Origin of the sequence: Herbihabitans rhizosphaerae, from assembly GCF_004216555.1 — a bacterium.
Lineage (GTDB): Bacteria > Actinomycetota > Actinomycetes > Mycobacteriales > Pseudonocardiaceae > Herbihabitans > Herbihabitans rhizosphaerae.
Genome location: NZ_SGWQ01000008.1, coordinates 74,338 through 92,575, shown reverse-complemented (window position 1 = coordinate 92,575; position 18,238 = coordinate 74,338). Strand labels below are relative to the sequence as shown.

Below are 18,238 nucleotides of genomic sequence, written 5' to 3'. Positions count from 1 at the left end.
ACAGCGAACGACGGGGGCCCGCCCCCTGGTCTCCGTCTCTGACCTGGGACGTGCCATGCTCCCCCCATGGTTGCGCTGCACAGCGACGAACCCGAGCCGACACGCCGAGGTTGGGGCAAGGACGGGAGCGTACGGGTGAACAGGGACGTGGCCGTTCCCTTCCACTGGCGTTGGATGACGGCCGTGGACCGCGCGTTCGTGCGCATGGTCGGCAAGATCGAGATCACCGGCGAGTTCCCGGACGAGCTGCGCGGCCGCCCGGTGCTGATCGCGGCCAACCACATCGGCATGTTCGACCCGTTCGTGCTGATCGCCGCCTGTCGCCAGCTCGGCGTGACCCCGAGGTTCATGCTCACGGCCGGTCTGCTGGACGCACCGGTCATCGGGTACTTCCTGCGCAAGAGCGGCCAGCTGCGGGTCGATCGGGGCAAGAGCAACGTGGCCGAGGCGTTCGGCCGGGCCACCGAGTCGCTGCGCACGATGGAAGTGCCGCTGCTGGTGTACCCGGAGGGCCAGATCAGCACCGAGCGGGGCCTGTGGCCGGAGCGCGGCAAGACCGGCGTGGCCCGCATGGCGCTCGGCGGGAACATCCCGGTGATCACGATCAGCCAGTGGGGCGCGCACGAGGCAGTGTACTGGGGCTGTGACACCGTGCGCGGCTGGTCGGACTTCCAGCCGTACCTGACCTCGTGGCTGAAGGCGATCGTGCGGCGGCCCACGTTCAAGGTCCATTTCGGGCCACAGGTCGATCTCAGCGGCCTCGAGCACGGGCGTCCCGGCGACGCGGTGCGCGCGCACAAGCGGATCATGCAGGCGATCACGACCAACCTGGTGCCGCTGCGCACCGACGAGCCGGACGTGCCGCGCTTCCACGACCCGACCCGGCCCACGGACGGCAAGAGCCCCTGGCGGCCGTAAACGGCCTGGCCGAGCGCACTATGACGGGTGCTCACGCACGGGCACGAAGCTGCCCGTGCGCTCGGGGCTGAGCACGAACATCGAGGTGTACTTGCGCACGTTCGGCGCCTCGGCGAACAGCCGCTCCCCCACCTCCCGGTAGTGCGGCAGCCCGGACGCGGTGATGATCACGACGTAATCCCACTCGCCGGTGACGTCGTAGGCCTGCTGCACCTCGGGTGCCGCGAGCAGGCGCTTGCGGAACGCGGCGTGGTGTCGCGGCGACTCGCGTTCGAGCGTGACCAGCACGACCGCCATCACCATGTTCGGGATCAGCGACGTGTCGAGCACGGCCACCTGACGCGCCAGCACGCCGCTGGACCGGTAGCCCTCGATCCGGCGCTGCACCGCGCTCGGCGACAGGCCGACCACGTCGCCCAGCTCGCGCAGGGTTCGACCAGCGTCGGTCTGCAGTTCCTCGAGCAGGTCTCGGTCGATCTCGTCCAGGTTCAGCGTTCGCTTCGGCACGCAACTATTTTGCGTCAGCGCGGGACAGAATTCAATCGGGACCCGACTCGATCCGGATAGCCTCAGGACTGAAAATACCTTGTCAGGAGGCGAGATGCAGAACGTCGAGGCCATCGGTTCGCACGGCACGCCCGCGCCGGTTACGCCTGATGCGCGTACACCGGTTAGCAACCGGGCGCGCGGCACGCTGCTGATCGTGCTCGCCTCGGTGGCGTTCGGCTCGTCCGGTCCACTGGCCAAGCCGGCGATGACCGCGGGTCTGAGCCCCGAGCACGTCGCCGCCGCGCGCATCGGCATCGCGGCGGTGCTCATGCTCGTGGTGCTCGCCGTGGTGCGACCGGCGTTGCTGCGTGTGCGCAAGGCCCAGATGCCGCTGCTCCTCGGGTACGGGCTGCTCGGCGTCGCCGGCGTTCAACTGTGCTACTTCGCCGCCGTGGCACGGATTCCGGTCGGTGTGGCGATGCTGCTGGAGTTCACCTCGCCGGTGCTCGTCGCGCTGTGGGTGCGATTCGTCCGGCGGACCGTGCTGCCGGCGATGATGTGGATGGGCACGGTGCTCGCGCTGGCCGGGCTGGCGATGGTGGCCCAGTTCTGGCAGGGCTTCACGCTGGACGCGCTCGGCCTGCTGTTCGGCATCGGCGCGGCGCTGTGCTCGGCGGCGTACTTCCTGCTCGGCGAGCACGGCGCGCGGGCGCACGATCCGCTCGGGCTGGTCACCTGGGGGCTCGTGGTCGGCGCCGTCGCGGTGTGCGTGATCGCGCCGCCGTGGACCATGCCGGCGGAGATCCTCACGCTGGAGGCGGACCTCGGCCCGTGGCATCCGCCGGTGTGGACGTTGCTGGTGGCGGTCGCGGTGCTCAGCACGGCCATCGCGTACCTGCTCGGCACGAACGCGCTGCGGCACCTGCCGTCCAACGTCGCCAGCGTGCTCGCGCTGCTGGAGCCGATCGTGGCGATCACGCTGGCGTGGGCGCTGCTCGGGCAGTCGCTGACCGTGGCGCAGATCGTCGGCGCGCTGGTACTGCTGGCCGGCGCGACCCTGGTCCAACGGGCCGCCAGCGCGCAGCCGACACCGGCCGATCCGCAACCGTAGCCGGCGCCGGTTATACCGGGTTATACTCGTTACATGAAAACGGCGATCTCCGTCCCGGACGACACGTTCTCGCGCGCCGAGGAACGTGCGGCCCAGCTCGGCATCTCCAGATCGGAGTTCTTCGCGCGCGCCGCCGAGGACTACCTGACCAGGTTGGACGAACACCAGCTCACCGAGCAGATCGACGAGGCAGTCGCGCTGATCGCCGACCACCCGGAAGGCGCCGACTCGAATGAGGACGCGGTGCGCGCCGGCCATGCCGTACTCGCCGCGAACGACGAATGGTGATCGAACGCGGCGGCGTTCACTGGGTCGATCTCGGAAAACCACAAGGCAGCAAACCCGCCAAGAAGCGGCCGGTACTGGTCGTGCAGGCCGCGCCCTACAACTCCAGCAGGCTGGCCACCGTGATCGTGGTGGTGATCACGTCCAACACCGCGCTGGCGACGATGCCGGGCAACGTCTTCGTGCCCGCCGTCGCGACCGGTCTCCCCAAGGACTCCGTGGTCAACGTGACGGGCGTCGTCACCCTCGACAAGACCGACCTCGGTGAGCGCGTGGGCAGCGTGCCCGACTCCCTCATGCAGAAGGTCGACAAGGGCCTGCGCCGCGTCCTCGGCCTGTGACCTTGTCAGCGGAGGTCGTCATCCAGATCGCGCCAGTTCCAGGCCAGAGCCGCCGAGGGCAGCAGAACAGCCGTGCCGAACGCTCCGAACAGCGGCGCCTTCCAGTCGACGGCGTGCAGCAGCTGCCCGTCGACCGCGGCGAGTAGCGCGACGATTCCAAGAACGATCACCAGCGCGCCGTAGGCGATCTTGAGTGCCTGGTTCCGGTCCGCCAGTTCCCGCTCATCGAGTTCGGCCTCGGCGGTCTCGGCCAATTCCCTGGTGACTCGCCGCAGCAGGAACAAACCCATCAGCATTTCCACCCCGCCGATCGCGTACAGGACGGAAACCTCGAGAGACCCAGCGGGCAGATAGGCGCCGACCACGCCGCACACGAACGGAACGGCGGTGAAGAGCGCGAGCGCCCGACGACTCCCGCGCGACGCCAACGACCGGGGAACGGGCCGGGCGAGCCGCCGGTCTCGCGCCTGTCGCCGGGCGTCTTTCAGCAACTCCCGCCGTTGCTCCGGGCTGGCGTTCTTGGCCGCCGCCAGGACCTCACGGTGGTGCTGTAAGCCACCCTTGCGTCCGCTGCCGGTAGACGGGGTCATGGTCGTCCTCCCTGATTCGATGCGCCGTACAGCTGGCTCGACATCGGGGTGAACGGTCGAAGCGAGAACACGGCCTCGACCGGGAGCTGGAAGAACTCGCAGATCTTCAACGCCAGCTCCGCCGACGGGCCGTAGTCGCCGCGCTCCAGGAAGCCGATGGTCTGCGTATTCACAACGACGCCGCAAGCGGAGCACCAACCGCGTCCTTGGTGTGTGAACGAATCAGGACGGCGCCGACCAGTCACCGAAGACCGCGGCAATGCTCTCGCGATCGCGCTCTCCCTTGGCGATGTCCAGGATCAGATCAGCCGCCGCACGATCCGACGGTGGCTTCAAACGCGCGCCGTTGAGCGCGAAGAGCAGCCGAGCGGCGACCCAGGCAAGACGTTTGTTCCCGTCCACCAGTGGATGGTTGACGCACAACGAATGGGTGAGTGCGGCCGCCTTGTCCGCCAGCGTCGGATAGGCGTCCTGTCCGAACACGGTCGCGGTCGGTCGGCCGAGCGCGCTGAGCAAAGCGGATCGGTCCCGAATCGCGGGCGGTTCCCCGAGGAATCGCTCGGCGGCGTACAACAGATCCGCATCGGTAACGTGCTCGGTCATTTCAGCAGGTCGAGAATGCCGGCGTCCTCAGCGAGGATGTCATCGATGACGGCCTTGGTGGTATCCACGTTGACGCGGCGCTCCGCGACCAGGCTCAGGGGCACCACGGCCGCGGCGGGCCGCCCGTTGCGGGTGACGACCGTGATCTCGCCACGGTGCTCGGCGGCATCCACGACGTCGGCCATGCGCGCGCGCACGTCCCGCATGGGCAGCTCGTTGTCGTCGACAGTCATGTGTATATGTGTACATGTTGTACACACCCTTGGCAAGCGGGTTAGACCGGAATGACCGTGGGGACGATCATCGGGCGGCGGCGGTAGGTAGCCGCCACCCAGCGGCCGACCACCCGGCGCACCGCCTGCGCGATCCGGTGCGTGTCGGTGATCCCCTCCGACTCGATGTGCGACAGCTCCATCTCCACCAGCGAGACGACCCGGTCCAGCGCCTTCGGGTCGTCGGAGAACCCGCGCCCGGAGATCGTCGGGGGCGCGACTGCCCGGCCGGTGTTGGAGTCGATCGCGACGGTGATCGCGATGAAGCCGCCCTCCCCCAGGATCAGCCGGTCGGAGAGCGTCGACTCGCCGACGTCGCCGACGGACAGCCCGTCCACGTACACGTGACCCACCTCGACCCGCCCGACGATCGACGCAAGGCCGTCCACCAGATCGACCACGACGCCGTCCTCGGCGATCACCACCCGTTCCCGCGGCACACCGGTGCGCACGGCCAGCTCGCCGTTGGCCCGCAGGTGCCGCCACTCCCCGTGCACCGGCATCACGTTGCTCGGCCGCACCGCGTTGTAGAGGAACAGCAGCTCCCCCGCCGGCGCGTGCCCGGACACGTGGACCTTCGCATTCCCTTGGTGCACAACGGAAGCGCCGAGCCGGGACAGCCCGTTCACCACACCGAAGACCGCGGTCTCGTTGCCCGGGATCAGCGAGCTGGCCAGCACCACGGTGTCGCCCGGCCGGATCGAGATCGACTTGTGCTCGCCGCGCGCCATCCGGGACAGCGCCGACAACGGCTCGCCCTGCGACCCGGTGGACACGAACACCGCACCGTTGTCGGGCAGCGCGAGCGCCTCGTCGATGTCGACAAGCAGGCCCTCCGGCACGTTCAGCAGCCCGAGATCCGTCGCGATGCCCATGTTGCGCACCATCGACCGGCCGACCAGCGCCACCTTGCGGCCGTGCGCCTGCGCCACGTCGAACACCTGCTGCACGCGGTGCACGTGGCTGGCGAAGCACGCCACGATCACCCGCTGGGTGGCCGCGCCGATCACCGTGTCCAGCACCGGCCCGATGTCCCGCTCGGGCATGACGAACCCGGGCACCTCGGCGTTGGTGGAGTCGACCAGGAACAGGTCGACGCCCTCGTCGCCGAGCCGGGAGAACCCGGCCAGGTCGGTGAGCCGCCCGTCCAGCGGCAACTGGTCCAGCTTGATGTCGCCGGTGTGCAGCACCAGGCCGGCCGGCGTGCGGATGGCCACCGCGAGCGCGTCCGGAATGGAGTGGTTGACCGCGAAGAACTCGCACTCGAACTCGCCGTAGCGCCCGTGCTCCCCTTCGGTCACCTCGATCAAGTTCGGGTTCAGCCGGTGCTCGCGGCACTTGGCGGCGAGCAGCGCGAGGGTGAACCGCGATCCGACAACCGGCAGCTCGGGCCGCATCCGCAGCAGGAACGGCACCGCGCCGATGTGGTCCTCATGACCGTGCGTGAGCACGATCGCGTCCACCTCGTCCAGCCGGTCCTCGATCGCCCGGAAGTCGGGCAGGATCAGGTCCACGCCGGGCTGCTGGTCCTCCGGGAAGAGCACCCCGCAGTCCACGATCAGCAGCCGGCCGCCGTACTCGAAGACGGTCATGTTCCGGCCGACCTCGCCGATGCCGCCGAGTGCGACCACGCGGAGGCCACCGTCCGGCAGTACGGGCGGCGCCTTGATCGGACCTGTCACGGGCGGGCCCCGGCGTTGGTGTGCGGCGTGGTCGGCTGGGTGTAGGCGGCACGCGCGTCGGCGGCGGCGACCCGTGCGGCGGCCATGTCGGAGGAGTTCGCCTCGTCCAGCGGCACCCCGGCGTCGGCCAGGTCGGCGGCGATCGCCTCCACCTGTTCCTCGGTCGCCGGCGGCAGTGGTAGCCGAGGGTCACCGACGTCGTGCCCGCGCAGCCGCAGCGCGGCCTTCACGAAGATCACGCCACCCACCCGGCTCATCGCCCGGTACACCGGCAGCAGCCCGCGGTGCACGGTGCGCGCGGTGGACACGTCGCCGGTCTCGTAGGTGTCCACCAGCCGGCGCAGCCGTCCGGCCACCACGTGCGAGATCACACTCACGAACCCGACCGCGCCGACCGACAGCCACGGCAGGTTCACCGCGTCGTCGCCGCTGTAGTACGCGAGGTCCGTGCTGGCGATCACCTGGCTGCCGGCGAGCAGGTCGCCCTTGGCGTCCTTGACCGCGACGATCCGCGGGTGCTCGGCGAGCCGGCGCAGCGTGTCCACCTCGATGGGCACGATCGAGCGCGGCGGGATGTCGTACAGCATCACGGGCAACTCGGTGGCGTCGGCGACCGCGGTGAAGTGCGCGACGAGCCCTGCCTGCGGCGGCCGCGAGTAGTACGGCGTGACCACGAGCAGCGCGTGCGCGCCCGCCTTCTCCGCGTCGCGCGCCAAATGCACACTGTGCGCGGTGTCGTACGTGCCGGCGCCGGCGACCACGGTCGCGCGGTCGCCCACGGCCTCCACCACCGCGCGGATCATGTCCGACTTCTCCTGATCGCTGGTGGTGGGGCTCTCACCCGTGGTGCCGTTCAGCACCAGACCGTCGTTGCCGAGGTCGACCAGGTGGCTGGCCAGCTCCTGGGCCGCGTCGAGGTCCAGCGCGCCGTCGGACTTGAACGGCGTGACCATCGCGGTGAGCACCTGCCCGAACGGGCGTCCTGGGGAAGCGGTGGGACATGTGGTCACGTGAGCCATGATGGTGACGCTACCTCCTCATCATGCCGTCGTGTCAGAGGCCACGGCTGAGTCCGCGCACGACTCCGATCGAGGCCTGCTCGCCGTCGAACTCGACCCGGACCTCGTTGCGCCCGAAGGAGAACAGCAGCAGTTCCCCGGGCTCGCCGACCACGGCCGCGGTGTTCGGTCCGCGCTTGGCGACGATCTCCTCGCCGTCGTTTCGGCGGAGCACCACGCCGACCGGGCTGTTGCGGAACATCATCCGCGCGGTCCTGCGGGCGGCACTCCACACGGCGGCGTCCCGCTTCGGGTCGGCGGGCCGCGGCTGCCAGCCCGGTGTGCCGCGCCGGACGTCCTCGTGGTGCACGAAGAACTCGGCGACGTTCACCAGCTCGTCGACCGGTCCGATGGACGTGGGAAACCACCACGGCGGGCCGCCGCGCACCAGGTCCACCAGCTCGGGCCACGGCTTGGCGGCCACCGAGTTCTGGATCCGCGCCAGGCGAGCCGCCAGCGGCTTGATCAGGATGCCGCCGGCCGCGTCCGGTCTGCGTTCCCGGACGACCAGGTGCGCGGCGAGGTCGCGGGCGGTCCATCCGCCGCACAGGGTCGGCACATCCGGCCCGACCTCGTGGAACAGATCGCACAACAGTCGCCGCTCGTCCCGCGCCACACCCATGCGACTGATATTACCCGGCGGTAACAACGTGCGCTCAGTCGTTGTCCTCGTTGACGATCGACTTGGTCAGCCGACTGTTGTCAGCGCGCTCCACGGCGCAGTAGGACACCCGGCCGCTGGACGTCTCGCTGGTGCTGCTGGACGGCCGCTTGTTCCAGCTCGCCTCGCTGGGCAGCAGCGGAGTCACCTTCAACTGGACGCCCGGCTCCTTGACCACGACGTCCGAGGAGTACAGCAGCGAGCAGTACCGGGTGACCATGCTCGCCATGTCGCCCTTCGGGTAGGCGATGTTCGGGAACTTGTCGTAGGACTCGCCCGGCCTCGGGTAGATCGTCATCGCGCCGAACACCTGAACGTTGTGCGGGTTCTTGCAGTCCACACTGTCCGAGTCCACCAGCGGCTGACCGTTGGTGACCGAGCCGTTGAAGCACAGGCCGCCGGTCGTGGAGCCGGACGTGTACATCTCCGGGATGTCGCCGCCCTCGCCGACGGTCCTCGGCTTCTGGATCACCTCGCCCGCCTCGACCTCGTCACTGCCGGGTGTGAGGTACCGGGTGAACCAGCCGGCGGTGAACAGCGCGCCGGCGGCGAGCACGGCCGCGACGATCGCCAAGACCTTGCGGCTCTTGGGTTCGGGCCGCGGACCGGTGTCACCGACACCGATCCTGGTAGCGCCCGGCCGCTGGCGCGCGGTCACGGCGAGCGGGCTCGTCAGGTCGATGTCGTGGGCGTGCCGAACCGTCTGGCGCTGAGCCTGCTGGAGCAGCGCACGGGCCTGCGGCGCGGTCAGCCGGGCCTCCGGAGGCGCGATCAGCAAGCCCATGATCGCCGCGGCCAGCGGTCCCTGGGCGGTCGTCAGCTGCGGCGTCTCGTTCATGATCGCGTGCATGGTGGACGCGGTGGTCGGGCGCTCGAAGGCGACGATTCCCTCGACCGCGAAGTACAGCGTCGCGCCCAGCGCCCACAGGTCCGACGCGGGGCCCGCGTCCTCGCCGTGCAACCGCTCCGGCGCGATGTAGGTCGGCGAGCCGACCAGGATCCCGCTCGTGGTCAGCCGCGGGTCGTCCAGCGACTGGGCGATGCCGAAGTCGGTCAGCTTCACCCGCCCGTTGGGGTCCAGCATCACGTTGCTGGGCTTGACGTCGCGGTGCACCACGTCGGCCGCGTGCGCCGCCTCCAGCGCGGACAGCAGCTGCTCGCCGATCACCGCGACCCGCTCCGAGGCGATCGGCCCCTCGACGTTCACCTCGTCGGTGAGCGTCGGCGCCTCGATCAGCTCCATCACGATGTATGTCGTGCCGGCCTCCTGCACGATGTCGTACACGGTGACCACGGCCGGGTCGTTGAGCCGGCCGGCGGTGCGCGCCTCGCGCAGCACCCGCTCCTCGAACACCGCGCGCTCAACGGGCGGCACGCCGTCGGACAGGTGCAATTCCTTGATCGCCACGCGCCGGCCGATCGTGCGGTCCTCGGCGAGCCACACGATGCCCATGCCACCGCGGCCGAGCTCGCGGCGCACCTCATAGCGCCCGGCGATCACTCGCACTGGTGTCACCGCGCTTTCCTGGTCCTGCTGCACGTCCGTCGCCGCCTCCTCCGACCCGATGCGGGATGCTACTGAACGCCTCCGCGCGCCGTACCGGACTCCGGTCAACGCGGCCGAATGTGCCGTTCCCACGCGTCGTGCAGTTCACCAATGGGCATGGCCTTCCGGCTCTCCGGTTCGGCCAGCGCGCACACGCTGTCGCCCGAGGTCCAGTACGTGGTCGAGGTGACACCGCCGGACATCTCGGGCGGCAGGGTGAAGTCGGCCCACGTTCCCGTGCGCCCGCCGCCGGACCAGGTGCCGCTGCCGGCCAGGGTGGCGCCGCCGGCCGGAAAGTAGTTGCGCATCTGCGCGCACACCGAGGGGTCTCGACCCGACACGAAGCTGACCGCGTAGGTCTCACCGGAGAACTTGAGCTGGCACCGGACCGCGGACTTCAGGTCGAGCATCGCGACGACGCCGGTGCGCGCGTCCCGGCAGCCGCTGGCGCGATTCTGCAGATCGCCGGCGAACACCGCCATGTCCGGGTCGGCCGCGAAGAATTTCCGCTTGTCTCCGTCGTACTCGCCCGACTGGCCGGACGACGTGGTGGGCGCGGACGAGGTGCGCCCGGCGGAGGTCGGCTTCGCGGCACCGGTCGTGACTCCCGCCGACTCCGGCGGGGGGCCGGACTGCGAGGCGTCCTTGTCTCCATCGGTCAGCACGACCACCAGCGTGACCAGGAACGCCACCAGCGGCACGGCCGCCGCGGTCACCCACACGACGAGATTTCCCTTGCGCCGCACGGGAACTGGGCCGGTCATCACCGGCGTGCCACCGGTCTGATGTACCGGTGAGTCCACTGTGGACAGAAGAGCGCGCACCCGGTCCGGAGTCGGCCGCGACCGCGGATCGCGCTCCAGCAGCCCCATGATCGCCTCTGCGAGCGGTCCGTGTGCCCGGGTGAGCACCGGGGTGTCGTTCAGGATCGCGTTCATGGTCGCCGCGGTGGACGTGCGCTCGAACGGCGAGCGACCCTCGACCGCGAAGTACAGCACCGCGCCGAGTGCCCACAGGTCCGACGCCGGCCCCGCGTCCTCGCCGTGCAGCCGCTCCGGCGCGATGTAGGTCGGCGAGCCGACCAGGATCCCGCTGGTGGTGATCCGGGGATCGTCGTGCGCCTGCGCGATGCCGAAGTCGGTGAGCTTCGCGCGATGGCTGGACGGCAGCATCACGTTGCTGGGCTTGACATCCCGGTGCACCACGCCCGCCGCGTGCGCCGCCTCCAGCGCGGACAGCACCTGCTCGCCGATCGCGGCGACCTGGCTCGGCGGCAGCGGCCCTTCGACCTTGATCTCGTCGTCCAGCGTCGGCGCCTCGACGAGCTCCATCACGATGAACATGCCGCCGTCGGTCCGCAGCACGTCGTACACGGTGACGACGGCCGGATCGTTGAGCCGGCCGGCGGTGCGCGCCTCGCGCAGCACCCGCTCCTCGAACACGCCGCGCTCGGCCGGTGGCACGCCGGGCGGCACGTGCAGCTCCTTGATCGCCACGCGCCGGCCGATCGTGCGGTCCTCGGCGAGCCACACGATGCCCATACCGCCGCGCCCGAGTTCGCTCACGATCTCGTAGCGGTCGGCGATCACCCTGGGGTCGTCCACGGCGTGGACCCTACTGGGCGATCGAAGATCAGTTGTCGACTCCGTGGACTTCGTGCCCCGCCTCCACCAGCGCGGCGACCGCCCGCGCCAGATCGGTGGCCGGCACCAGCATGTGGTCGGTGTCGTAGGTGGACACCGCGAACAGGCTCACCCCGGCGGCGGCCAGCTCGCCGGACAGCGCGGCCATGATCCCGGTCAGGGTGAACTCCAGCGGCCCGCGCACGGTGAGCAGCCGCCAGCCCGGCTTGCTCAGCTCGGCGGCGGGCGCCACGGCGGCCGGGCACACGACGGACAGCTCGTCCGGGGTTCGGGTCACCGACACGAAACCGTTGGCGCGCAACAGGTTCTCCGGCACCGTGGCGTCGGCGGCCAGCCGCAGCACGGTGTACTCCCCCGGCCGCACGTCCAGCGACAGTCGCTTCACCCGGGCACCTCCTCGATGGTCAGCAGCGCCACGTCGGCCTCGCCACTGGTGAACTTCACGCGCTCCCGCCAACCCCAACGCCGGTACGCGGGTAACGCCGCGCTGGCCAGCCAGCTCAGCAGCCAGGCCGACGTGCCGTCGACCAGGTGCGTCAGCAGCGCCCGCCCGATGCCCGCGCCCTGGTGGTCGGGGTGCACGAACAGCGAGGACACCTCGAACCGTCCGACCAGGAGCCGCTCGGCCGCGTCGGCACCACCGAGCGCCACGCCGATCCCGTCGTAGAGCCGGCGCGGGTACGGCCCGTCCTCGGCGCACAGGCCGGGTGGGGTGCGCCAGCCCCACGCGCCGCCGACCAGTTCGCCGTCCATCCTGGCCAGCACCGCACGGGCGCCGGGCTGGACGGCGATCGTGGGCAGCAGGGCCATCGCCCGCTCGGTCTTGTCCCGCTGCTGGCTGTAGGGCGGCTCGGCGAAGGCCGCCGTGTAGACCTCGGCGATCGCGTCACCGGGCAGATCGGCGACGGCCACGGTCTTCAGGTCCAGGGCTCAGCCCTCGGTGACCAGCGGGCTGGACGCCACTTCGGTCCCGTCGTCCAAAGTGGACAGACTGAAGTCGTCGAACACGTTCGGCGCGACCTTCTGCAACTGGCGCAGGCATTCCACGGCGAGCGCGCGGATCTCGACGTCGGCCGCCTCGGTGGCGCGCATGGCGATGAAGTGCCGCCAGGCGCGGTAGTTGCCGGTGACCACGATGCGCGTCTCGGTCGCGTTGGGCAGGATCGCGCGCGCGGCCTGACGAGCCTGCTTGCGGCGCAGGGTGCCGTTCTCGACGTCGGCGAACTCCTTCTGCAGACCGGCGAGCAGCTCGTTGTAGGCGGCGACACTGGCCTCGGCCGCGGCCATGAACTTGGCGTGCAGCTCCGGGTTGTTCGCGATCACGTCCGGCTCGACCATCGCCGCTTCCTTCTCCGGCACGTAGCGCTGCGAGAGCTGCGAGTAGGAGAAGTGCCGGTGCCGGATCAGCTCGTGGGTCAGCGAGCGCGAGATGCCGGTGATGTAGAAGCTGACGCTGCCGTGCTCGAGCACGGAGAGGTGGCCGACCTCGAGGATATGTTGGATGTACCCGGCGTTCGTCGCGGTCGCGGGGTTGGGCTTTTTCCACGACTGGTAGCACGCGCGGCCGGCGAACTCGGCGAGCGCCTGGCCGCCGTCGGTGTCGGTCGACCACGGCACGTCGACCGGCGGGAAGAATTCGGTCTTGGCGATGAGCTGGACTTTGGGCGACACGGTTTCGGTCACGCCACGGACCCCTTTCTTCCTGCACGCACTGCCTCGAGGAGGGTAACCGGGGCGGCTCCGGTCGCAGCGAACGACATGGCGTGACACCATCGAGACATCGCGACTTCCTTGACAGACACCACGAATGACGTCACATTGGTGTCATGGACCTGACGCCGTACCTCGCCGCGCTTCGCGAGGACCTCAGCACCACCGCCTCCGCGGGCGACGAGAGCACCCGGCGAGCCGCCGCGCTGTTGTCCGCCGCGCTGGAGCCCGCCGCCCGCCTCGCGATCATGAACGCGCTGGCCGACCTCGCCGCCGAGGTGACCGCCTCGCTGGACGGGCAGGTCGTCGAGGTCCGGCTGGACGGCCGGGACGTGTCGGTCGTGGTGACCGGCGCGCCCAGCCACGTCGAGCCCGATGAGCCCGAGATCGACCAGGACCCGCCGATGTCCGCGCCGACCGGGGACAGCGGCGACGTCAGCCGGATGACCCTGCGGCTGTTCGAGGAGCTCAAGGGCAAGGCCGAGCAGGCGGCCGCCGCCCAGGGCGTCTCGCTGAACACCTACGTCACGCAGGCCGTCCAGGGCGCGCTGCGCGGCAAGGGCGGCAAGGGCGGACCGTGGGGCGGCAAGGGCCCGTGGAACTGGGCCGACGAACAGCGCAAGCGTGGCGGCGAGCCCGGCTCCGGCGGCGGCTCGCGCGTGCGCGGCTGGACGGAGGGGTGACGTGAGCGAGACCAACGAGTCCACAGTGGACAATGGCGGGGACAACGGCGACGCCGAGGTCGTCCGGCGGGACGAGTTCGACATCGACGGCGTGCTCGAACTGGACATCACGCTCGGCTCCGGCCGGGTCGCCGTGAACCTGGTCGACAAGCCCGGCGCCCGAGTGGAACTGCGGCACGACCCGCACGACGCGAACCCGTTCGCGCAGAGCCTGTCCAGCCTGATGACCTGGATCGGCGGCCAGTTCGGCGGCGCCGAGCAGCAGGAGGCGAGCCCGGCAGACGCGGTGCGCCAGTCCCGGATCGACCTGACCGGCACTCGGCTCGTGGTTCGCACGCCGACTTCCCTGGCACTGCGCGGAGTTCCGATCTCCGTGACCATCGAGGCACCGGCCGGATCGCACATCAACGTGCGCGCCGGCTCGGCGAACGTGACGACCTCCGGCGAGGCAGGGCGGCTCGACCTGTCGACCGCGACCGGCGACGTCACCACCGCGAGCGCCACCGGTGTCGCCACCGTGCGCACCGGCTCGGGGACGATCCGGTTGGGTGAGATGACCCGCGGGCTGCGGGCCCGGTCCGGCAGCGGCGACGTGGACGTGGCCGCCGTCGGCGGGACCACCTCGGTCGGCACCGGCACCGGCGGCATCTGGTTCGGCGCGGTGGACGGCGATGTCATGGTGCGCACCGGCAGCGGCGACGTGACGATCGCCAGCGCGCGGGCCGGTCAGATCGACATGACCACCGGCTCCGGGCGGATTCGAGTCGGCGTCAAGGCCGGCACACGGGCCGAGGTGGACCTGTCCTCCGGAGCCGGCACCGCACGCAGCGAGCTGGACCTGTCCGACACACCGCCGACAGAGGAACCGGGCCTGCGAGTACGCGGCCGCACCGGCTCCGGCAGCGCCGTGATCACCCGCGCAAGCTGAGCACCCGTCTCAGACTTCACTGCACAACGCCCCAGATGTCCGAAACTTAGCGATCGCTCCGTTCATGTTTTGCGTACTTTAGCCCGCTAAAGTACGCGGCCAAGACAAAAGTGCAGGTCAGCGCGTCGCCGGAACGTGAGGCTATGTCGTGAGTGTGACAGGTGGGACTGCGAGCGGCGGCGCGCCCATACTCACGGGGTGGCCAAGCGCGCCTGGGCTGGCACCACCGCGGCGAGTGGGCCGGCAAGATCGCCCTTCTCCCCCACCACCACGCCGTCCAGGCCCAGCCAGTCAGCCATCAGGCGCAGCTCCTCGGCCAGCTCCACGCCCACCCGTCCGGTGTCCACGCCCGGCTCGGCGAACGCGCCCGGCACCCGCAGCACGCCGGCCGCCCGGTCGGCCTTGAGGTCCACCCGTGCCACCAGCTCGCCGTCCAGCAGGAACGGGAACACGTAATAACCGTAGACGCGCTTCGGCTCCGGTACGTAGATCTCGATCCGGTAGTGGAAGTCGAAGAGCCGCTCGGTACGCGGGCGCTCCCAGATCAGCGGGTCGAACGGGCACAGCAGCGCCCGGCCGGTGATCTTCCTCGGGGTGCGCGCGTCGACGTGCCGGTAGGTGCGGCTGCGCCAGCCCGGCACGGTGACCGGCTCCAGCCGTCCGGCGTCCACCAGATCGTCGAAGGCCGGCGCGGCGAACTTGGGCTTGATCCGGTAGTAGTCGCGCAGGTCGGACTCGGTGGCCACGCCGAGCGCGATCGCCGACCGGTCGATCAGCTCGCGCACCGCGTCCTCGGTGGAGACCTCCGGCCCGCCGTGCACCTCGGGCGGCAGCACTCGCTCGGGCAGGTCGTACAACCGCTGGAAACCGGTGCGCGAGCCGGTGGTCAGCTCGCCGATCGCGAACAGGTACTCGCACGCGATCTTCACCTCGGACCGGTCCCACCAACCGCCGCTTGCCTTGGGGCGCTTGCGATCCAGCTCCGCCTCCAGGGTGCCCGCGCCCACCGGGCCGAGCTCATTGACCGCGGCGAGCACGTCGTCCTGCAGCGGCAGGTTCGCCTTCGCGACCTTCCAGTACTGCCCGGTCCGCGACTCGTAGTCGCGCATGCGCCAGCGGAACAGCGGCCAGTCCTCCACCGGCACCAGGCTCGCCTCGTGCGCCCAGTACTCGACCAGCAGCCTCGGCGAGCGTGCCGAGTGCGACCAGGCCGCACTGTCCACAAGGGACGACGAGTACGCGCCGAGCCGGCTGAACAGCGGCATGTAATGCGCGCGCACGGCCACGTTCACCGAGTCGAGCTGCAACAACTGCACGCGGTCCAGCACCCGGTTCAGGTGCCGGCGAGTCGGCTCCCCGGACGGGCGCGGATCGGCGAAACCCTGTGCGGCCAACGCGGTTCGGCGCGCCGCCGCCACGGTCATCGTGCGCACGGTTCGACCTCCAGTTCCTTGGTGCGCTTCTTGCCCTGCTCGGCCCGCACCACGAGCACGACGGCGAGCAGCACGACCAGGCCGCCGCCGAGCTGCGCCCAGCCGAAGACCTCGCCCGCCAGCAGCACGCCGAGCAGCACCGCGATCACCGGGTTCACGTAGGCGTAGGTGGCCACCGTGGACACCGGCAGCTTGCCGAGCACGTACACGTAGGAGCTGAACGCGAACAGCGAGCCGACCACGACGAGGTAGCCCCACGCCCACCACGACTGGGTGGTGATCGTGCCGAAGTCGACCTTCTCGCCGATCGATGCGCCCACCACGAGCTGCCCGGCGCCGCCGGCGATCATCTCCACGGCGGACAGCGCGAACGGGTTGGCCGGCACCGGGAGCCGGGTGCTGAGGACGGAGCCGAGGCTCCAGCCGAACGCGGCGATCAGCACCACCCACGGCCCCCACCACGCCGATCCGTGCGCGCCCTCGACCGGACCGCCGAACAGCAGCAGCCCGAGCCCGACCATGCCCACCCCCACGCCGGCGAGCGTGACCGGGGGCGGGCGGTCGCCGAACGCGGCGCGCATCAGCACCACGTACAGCGGCACACACGCGACGAGCAGCGCGGCCAGCCCGGAGGCGACGTGCAGCTCGGCGAATCCGACCAGCCCGTTGCCCCAGCCGGGCAGCAGCAAGCCGATTAGCACGGCGGTGCCGAACTGCGCGCGGGTCATCCGCAGCGCCGACCGACCGGCCACGACCATCACGATCAGCGCGAGAATCGTGCCGCCGATCAGGAACCGGGTGCCGGCCGCGAGGAACGGCGGCATCGACTCGACGGTGAAGCGGATCGCCAGGTAGGTCGAGCCCCACACGACGTAGACCACGCCGAGCGCGGCCCAGGCGAGCCAGCCGGGATGCGCCTTCTGTTCGGCGGGTGTCAGTACGGATTGCGCCACGGTCGCACTCTCGCACGAACCACCGACAATCGATGAGCGGTTATTGGCCACCGCGTTGCCGGGTGGCCCACATCACACTCGACGGAAGGTCGCACGCCACTGTGGGACCTGCTCCACGGACTCGGCGCGCAGCCCGTCGACGGCGAACGAGTCCAGCTCGGAGCGGGTCAGCGGCCACGGTGGGCCGTCCACCTGCTGGCCCTCCTCGCGCACGCCGGAGACCACCAGCAGCGTCCCGCCCGGCGCCACCATCTGTCCACAGTGGACGATCGCCTTCTCGCGCACGGACAGCGGCATGGACTGCACGGTGATCGACTCGACCACGAGGTCGAACGCGTGCGTCCACTCCGCCGGCGGCGCGAGCAGATCGGCCACCACGTAGTCCACCGTCGACTCGGGGAACCGTTCGCGCACGGCACTGATCGCGGTATCGGAGATGTCGAACGCGGTGGTGGAAAACCCAAGGGAGGCAACGAATTCGGAGTCCATGCCGTACCCGCAGCCGATCACCAGCGCGCGCTTGCCGGCGCCGTCCAGGTCACGCGCCCACTCGACGATCAGCGCGTTCGGCTCGGCGCGGTCCCACGGCACGATCGCGCCACCGACGGCCGCCTCCGCGTAGAGGCGCTCGAACCAGCCGGTCGGATCGTCCTGGGCGATCGACTCGGCGGCCAGCCGGCTCGCGTCGGCGTCACGGTCTGCGGTCATGGCGCCAGTCTGGCACGAAGTACGGTACGGCCATGGCAGAGGCCGCCGTGCGCATCGCACGCCCCGACGACGTGGACGAGATCACCGAGATCCAGGCGCGTACCTGGCGGTTCGCCTACGCGAAGGTGCTCCCCGAGGCTGTGCTGGCCGAACTGGACACGGAGGCGGCCCGGAGCGACTGGGCGGACGCTCTCGCCGGTGGCGCGGCCGAGGTGCACGTCGCGACCGAGGGCGACTGGACCGTCGGCTTCTGCGCGGCCGGACACGCGCCGGAGTCGGAGGTGGCCGACGCCAATGGCGCGCTGCCGGCCGACGCGGCCACCATCGGGTTGATCGCGACGCTGCTCGTCGAGCCGCGGTGGGCCCGGCGCGGCCACGGCGGGCGGCTGTTGCACGCGGCGGCCACCGGGCTGCGGAATGCCGGCGCCACAAGGGGAATCGCCTGGTTGCCCGAGGCGGATACGGCGTCCAGGAAGTTCTACACCCGCGCCGGGTGGGCCGAGGACGGCACGGTCCGCGTGCTCGACGCGGGCGGCACGCCGGTCCGCGAGCTGCGGGTCACCGGTCCGCTGACCGTCACTCTGCAGGACTAGGGGTTCCCCTGGTTTTCCCCGGACTACCACC

At 70.5% G+C, this 18,238-nt stretch carries 22 protein-coding genes and 1 pseudogene; 7 read left to right on the top strand and 16 right to left on the bottom strand.

What is annotated here, in order from left to right:
- Window positions 1-66: 66 nt before the first annotated feature.
- The gene (locus EV193_RS22545; RefSeq protein ID WP_130346209.1) at window positions 67-918 is read left to right on the top strand and encodes a lysophospholipid acyltransferase family protein; all 852 of its coding nucleotides are present in this window, start codon (window positions 67-69) and stop codon (window positions 916-918) included.
- A gap of 18 nt (window positions 919-936) precedes the next feature.
- Here EV193_RS22545 and EV193_RS22540 read toward each other — a convergent pair whose 3' ends face one another.
- The gene (locus EV193_RS22540; RefSeq protein WP_242613584.1) at window positions 937-1,425 is read right to left on the bottom strand and encodes an Lrp/AsnC family transcriptional regulator; all 489 of its coding nucleotides are present in this window, start codon (window positions 1,423-1,425) and stop codon (window positions 937-939) included.
- Window positions 1,426-1,519: 94 nt separating this feature from the next.
- On the opposite strand from EV193_RS22540, the gene EV193_RS22535 reads away from it, so the two are divergent.
- Genes EV193_RS22535 through EV193_RS22525 form a run of 3 tightly spaced genes read left to right on the top strand, consistent with a single transcriptional unit; the run spans window position 1,520 to window position 3,144 of the window.
- The gene (locus EV193_RS22535; RefSeq protein WP_130346207.1) at window positions 1,520-2,518 is read left to right on the top strand and encodes an EamA family transporter; all 999 of its coding nucleotides are present in this window, start codon (window positions 1,520-1,522) and stop codon (window positions 2,516-2,518) included.
- A 33-nt stretch (window positions 2,519-2,551) separates the two neighbouring features.
- Entirely contained in the window at window positions 2,552-2,806 is a 255-nt protein-coding gene (locus tag EV193_RS22530; protein ID WP_130346206.1) for a ribbon-helix-helix domain-containing protein, read from the top strand.
- The gene (locus EV193_RS22525) at window positions 2,800-3,144 is read left to right on the top strand and encodes a type II toxin-antitoxin system PemK/MazF family toxin (protein ID WP_130346205.1); all 345 of its coding nucleotides are present in this window, start codon (window positions 2,800-2,802) and stop codon (window positions 3,142-3,144) included. Before EV193_RS22530 ends, EV193_RS22525 begins: the two co-directional genes overlap by 7 nt.
- A 5-nt stretch (window positions 3,145-3,149) precedes the next feature.
- Here EV193_RS22525 and EV193_RS22520 read toward each other — a convergent pair whose 3' ends face one another.
- The 12 genes and pseudogenes from EV193_RS22520 to thyX all read right to left on the bottom strand — a co-directional run bounded on the left by EV193_RS22520 (window position 3,150) and on the right by thyX (window position 12,882).
- Window positions 3,150-3,734, bottom strand: a complete 585-nt coding sequence (locus EV193_RS22520; RefSeq protein ID WP_130346204.1) for a hypothetical protein — start codon at window positions 3,732-3,734, stop codon at window positions 3,150-3,152.
- Window positions 3,731-3,913: pseudogene (locus tag EV193_RS33470) on the bottom strand (helix-turn-helix transcriptional regulator); the annotation flags it as partial. The gene EV193_RS22520 and the pseudogene EV193_RS33470, both read right to left, overlap by 4 nt.
- Window positions 3,914-3,956: 43 nt before the next feature.
- Window positions 3,957-4,337, bottom strand: coding sequence for a type II toxin-antitoxin system death-on-curing family toxin (locus EV193_RS22515; RefSeq protein WP_130346203.1), 381 nt, complete (start codon window positions 4,335-4,337; stop codon window positions 3,957-3,959).
- A complete protein-coding gene (locus EV193_RS22510; protein WP_130346202.1) occupies window positions 4,334-4,570 on the bottom strand; it encodes a type II toxin-antitoxin system Phd/YefM family antitoxin in 237 nt (78 codons plus the stop codon). The genes EV193_RS22515 and EV193_RS22510 overlap by 4 nt, the downstream gene beginning before the upstream one ends.
- Window positions 4,571-4,611: 41 nt before the next feature.
- Window positions 4,612-6,291 (bottom strand): ribonuclease J, encoded by a 1,680-nt coding sequence (locus EV193_RS22505; protein ID WP_130346201.1) that lies wholly within the window; start codon window positions 6,289-6,291, stop codon window positions 4,612-4,614.
- Complete coding sequence (dapA, locus tag EV193_RS22500; protein WP_130346200.1) at window positions 6,288-7,310, bottom strand: 4-hydroxy-tetrahydrodipicolinate synthase; 1,023 nt, start codon at window positions 7,308-7,310, stop codon at window positions 6,288-6,290. Before dapA ends, EV193_RS22505 begins: the two co-directional genes overlap by 4 nt.
- A 34-nt stretch (window positions 7,311-7,344) precedes the next feature.
- Entirely contained in the window at window positions 7,345-7,971 is a 627-nt protein-coding gene (locus EV193_RS22495; RefSeq protein ID WP_130346199.1) for a TIGR03085 family metal-binding protein, read from the bottom strand.
- Between the two features lie 34 nt (window positions 7,972-8,005).
- Window positions 8,006-9,526 (bottom strand): serine/threonine-protein kinase, encoded by a 1,521-nt coding sequence (locus EV193_RS22490; RefSeq protein WP_242613583.1) that lies wholly within the window; start codon window positions 9,524-9,526, stop codon window positions 8,006-8,008.
- A gap of 95 nt (window positions 9,527-9,621) precedes the next feature.
- Window positions 9,622-11,160 carry a serine/threonine-protein kinase gene (locus tag EV193_RS22485; protein WP_242613582.1) on the bottom strand — a complete coding sequence of 513 codons (1,539 nt, stop codon included), beginning with the start codon at window positions 11,158-11,160 and terminating at the stop codon, window positions 9,622-9,624.
- 28 nt (window positions 11,161-11,188) lie between these two features.
- Complete coding sequence (locus EV193_RS22480) at window positions 11,189-11,584, bottom strand: ACT domain-containing protein (RefSeq protein ID WP_130346198.1); 396 nt, start codon at window positions 11,582-11,584, stop codon at window positions 11,189-11,191.
- Window positions 11,581-12,111: a GNAT family N-acetyltransferase gene (locus EV193_RS22475; RefSeq protein ID WP_130346197.1), complete on the bottom strand. Its 531-nt coding sequence runs from the start codon at window positions 12,109-12,111 to the stop codon at window positions 11,581-11,583. The genes EV193_RS22480 and EV193_RS22475 overlap by 4 nt, the downstream gene beginning before the upstream one ends.
- Window positions 12,112-12,129: 18 nt before the next feature.
- Window positions 12,130-12,882, bottom strand: coding sequence for an FAD-dependent thymidylate synthase (gene thyX, locus EV193_RS22470; protein WP_130346196.1), 753 nt, complete (start codon window positions 12,880-12,882; stop codon window positions 12,130-12,132).
- Window positions 12,883-13,025: 143 nt separating this feature from the next.
- Between thyX and EV193_RS22465 the strand changes: the two genes are divergently transcribed.
- Both EV193_RS22465 and EV193_RS22460 read left to right on the top strand, forming a co-directional pair.
- Entirely contained in the window at window positions 13,026-13,592 is a 567-nt protein-coding gene (locus tag EV193_RS22465; protein ID WP_130346195.1) for a toxin-antitoxin system HicB family antitoxin, read from the top strand.
- A gap of 1 nt (window position 13,593) precedes the next feature.
- Window positions 13,594-14,520, top strand: coding sequence for a DUF4097 family beta strand repeat-containing protein (locus tag EV193_RS22460; RefSeq protein ID WP_242613581.1), 927 nt, complete (start codon window positions 13,594-13,596; stop codon window positions 14,518-14,520).
- 191 nt (window positions 14,521-14,711) lie between these two features.
- On the opposite strand, the gene EV193_RS22455 is transcribed toward EV193_RS22460, so the two are convergent.
- From EV193_RS22455 to EV193_RS22445, 3 genes are all read right to left on the bottom strand, one after another.
- Window positions 14,712-15,944, bottom strand: a complete 1,233-nt coding sequence (locus tag EV193_RS22455) for a DNA glycosylase AlkZ-like family protein (RefSeq protein ID WP_207222767.1) — start codon at window positions 15,942-15,944, stop codon at window positions 14,712-14,714.
- Window positions 15,941-16,906: an EamA family transporter gene (locus EV193_RS22450; protein WP_242613580.1), complete on the bottom strand. Its 966-nt coding sequence runs from the start codon at window positions 16,904-16,906 to the stop codon at window positions 15,941-15,943. The genes EV193_RS22455 and EV193_RS22450 overlap by 4 nt, the downstream gene beginning before the upstream one ends.
- A gap of 72 nt (window positions 16,907-16,978) precedes the next feature.
- Complete coding sequence (locus tag EV193_RS22445; RefSeq protein WP_130346193.1) at window positions 16,979-17,614, bottom strand: class I SAM-dependent methyltransferase; 636 nt, start codon at window positions 17,612-17,614, stop codon at window positions 16,979-16,981.
- A gap of 32 nt (window positions 17,615-17,646) precedes the next feature.
- Here EV193_RS22445 and EV193_RS22440 point away from each other — a divergent pair, with 32 nt between their 5' ends.
- Window positions 17,647-18,207: a GNAT family N-acetyltransferase gene (locus tag EV193_RS22440; RefSeq protein WP_130346192.1), complete on the top strand. Its 561-nt coding sequence runs from the start codon at window positions 17,647-17,649 to the stop codon at window positions 18,205-18,207.
- Window positions 18,208-18,238 lie beyond the last annotated feature (31 nt).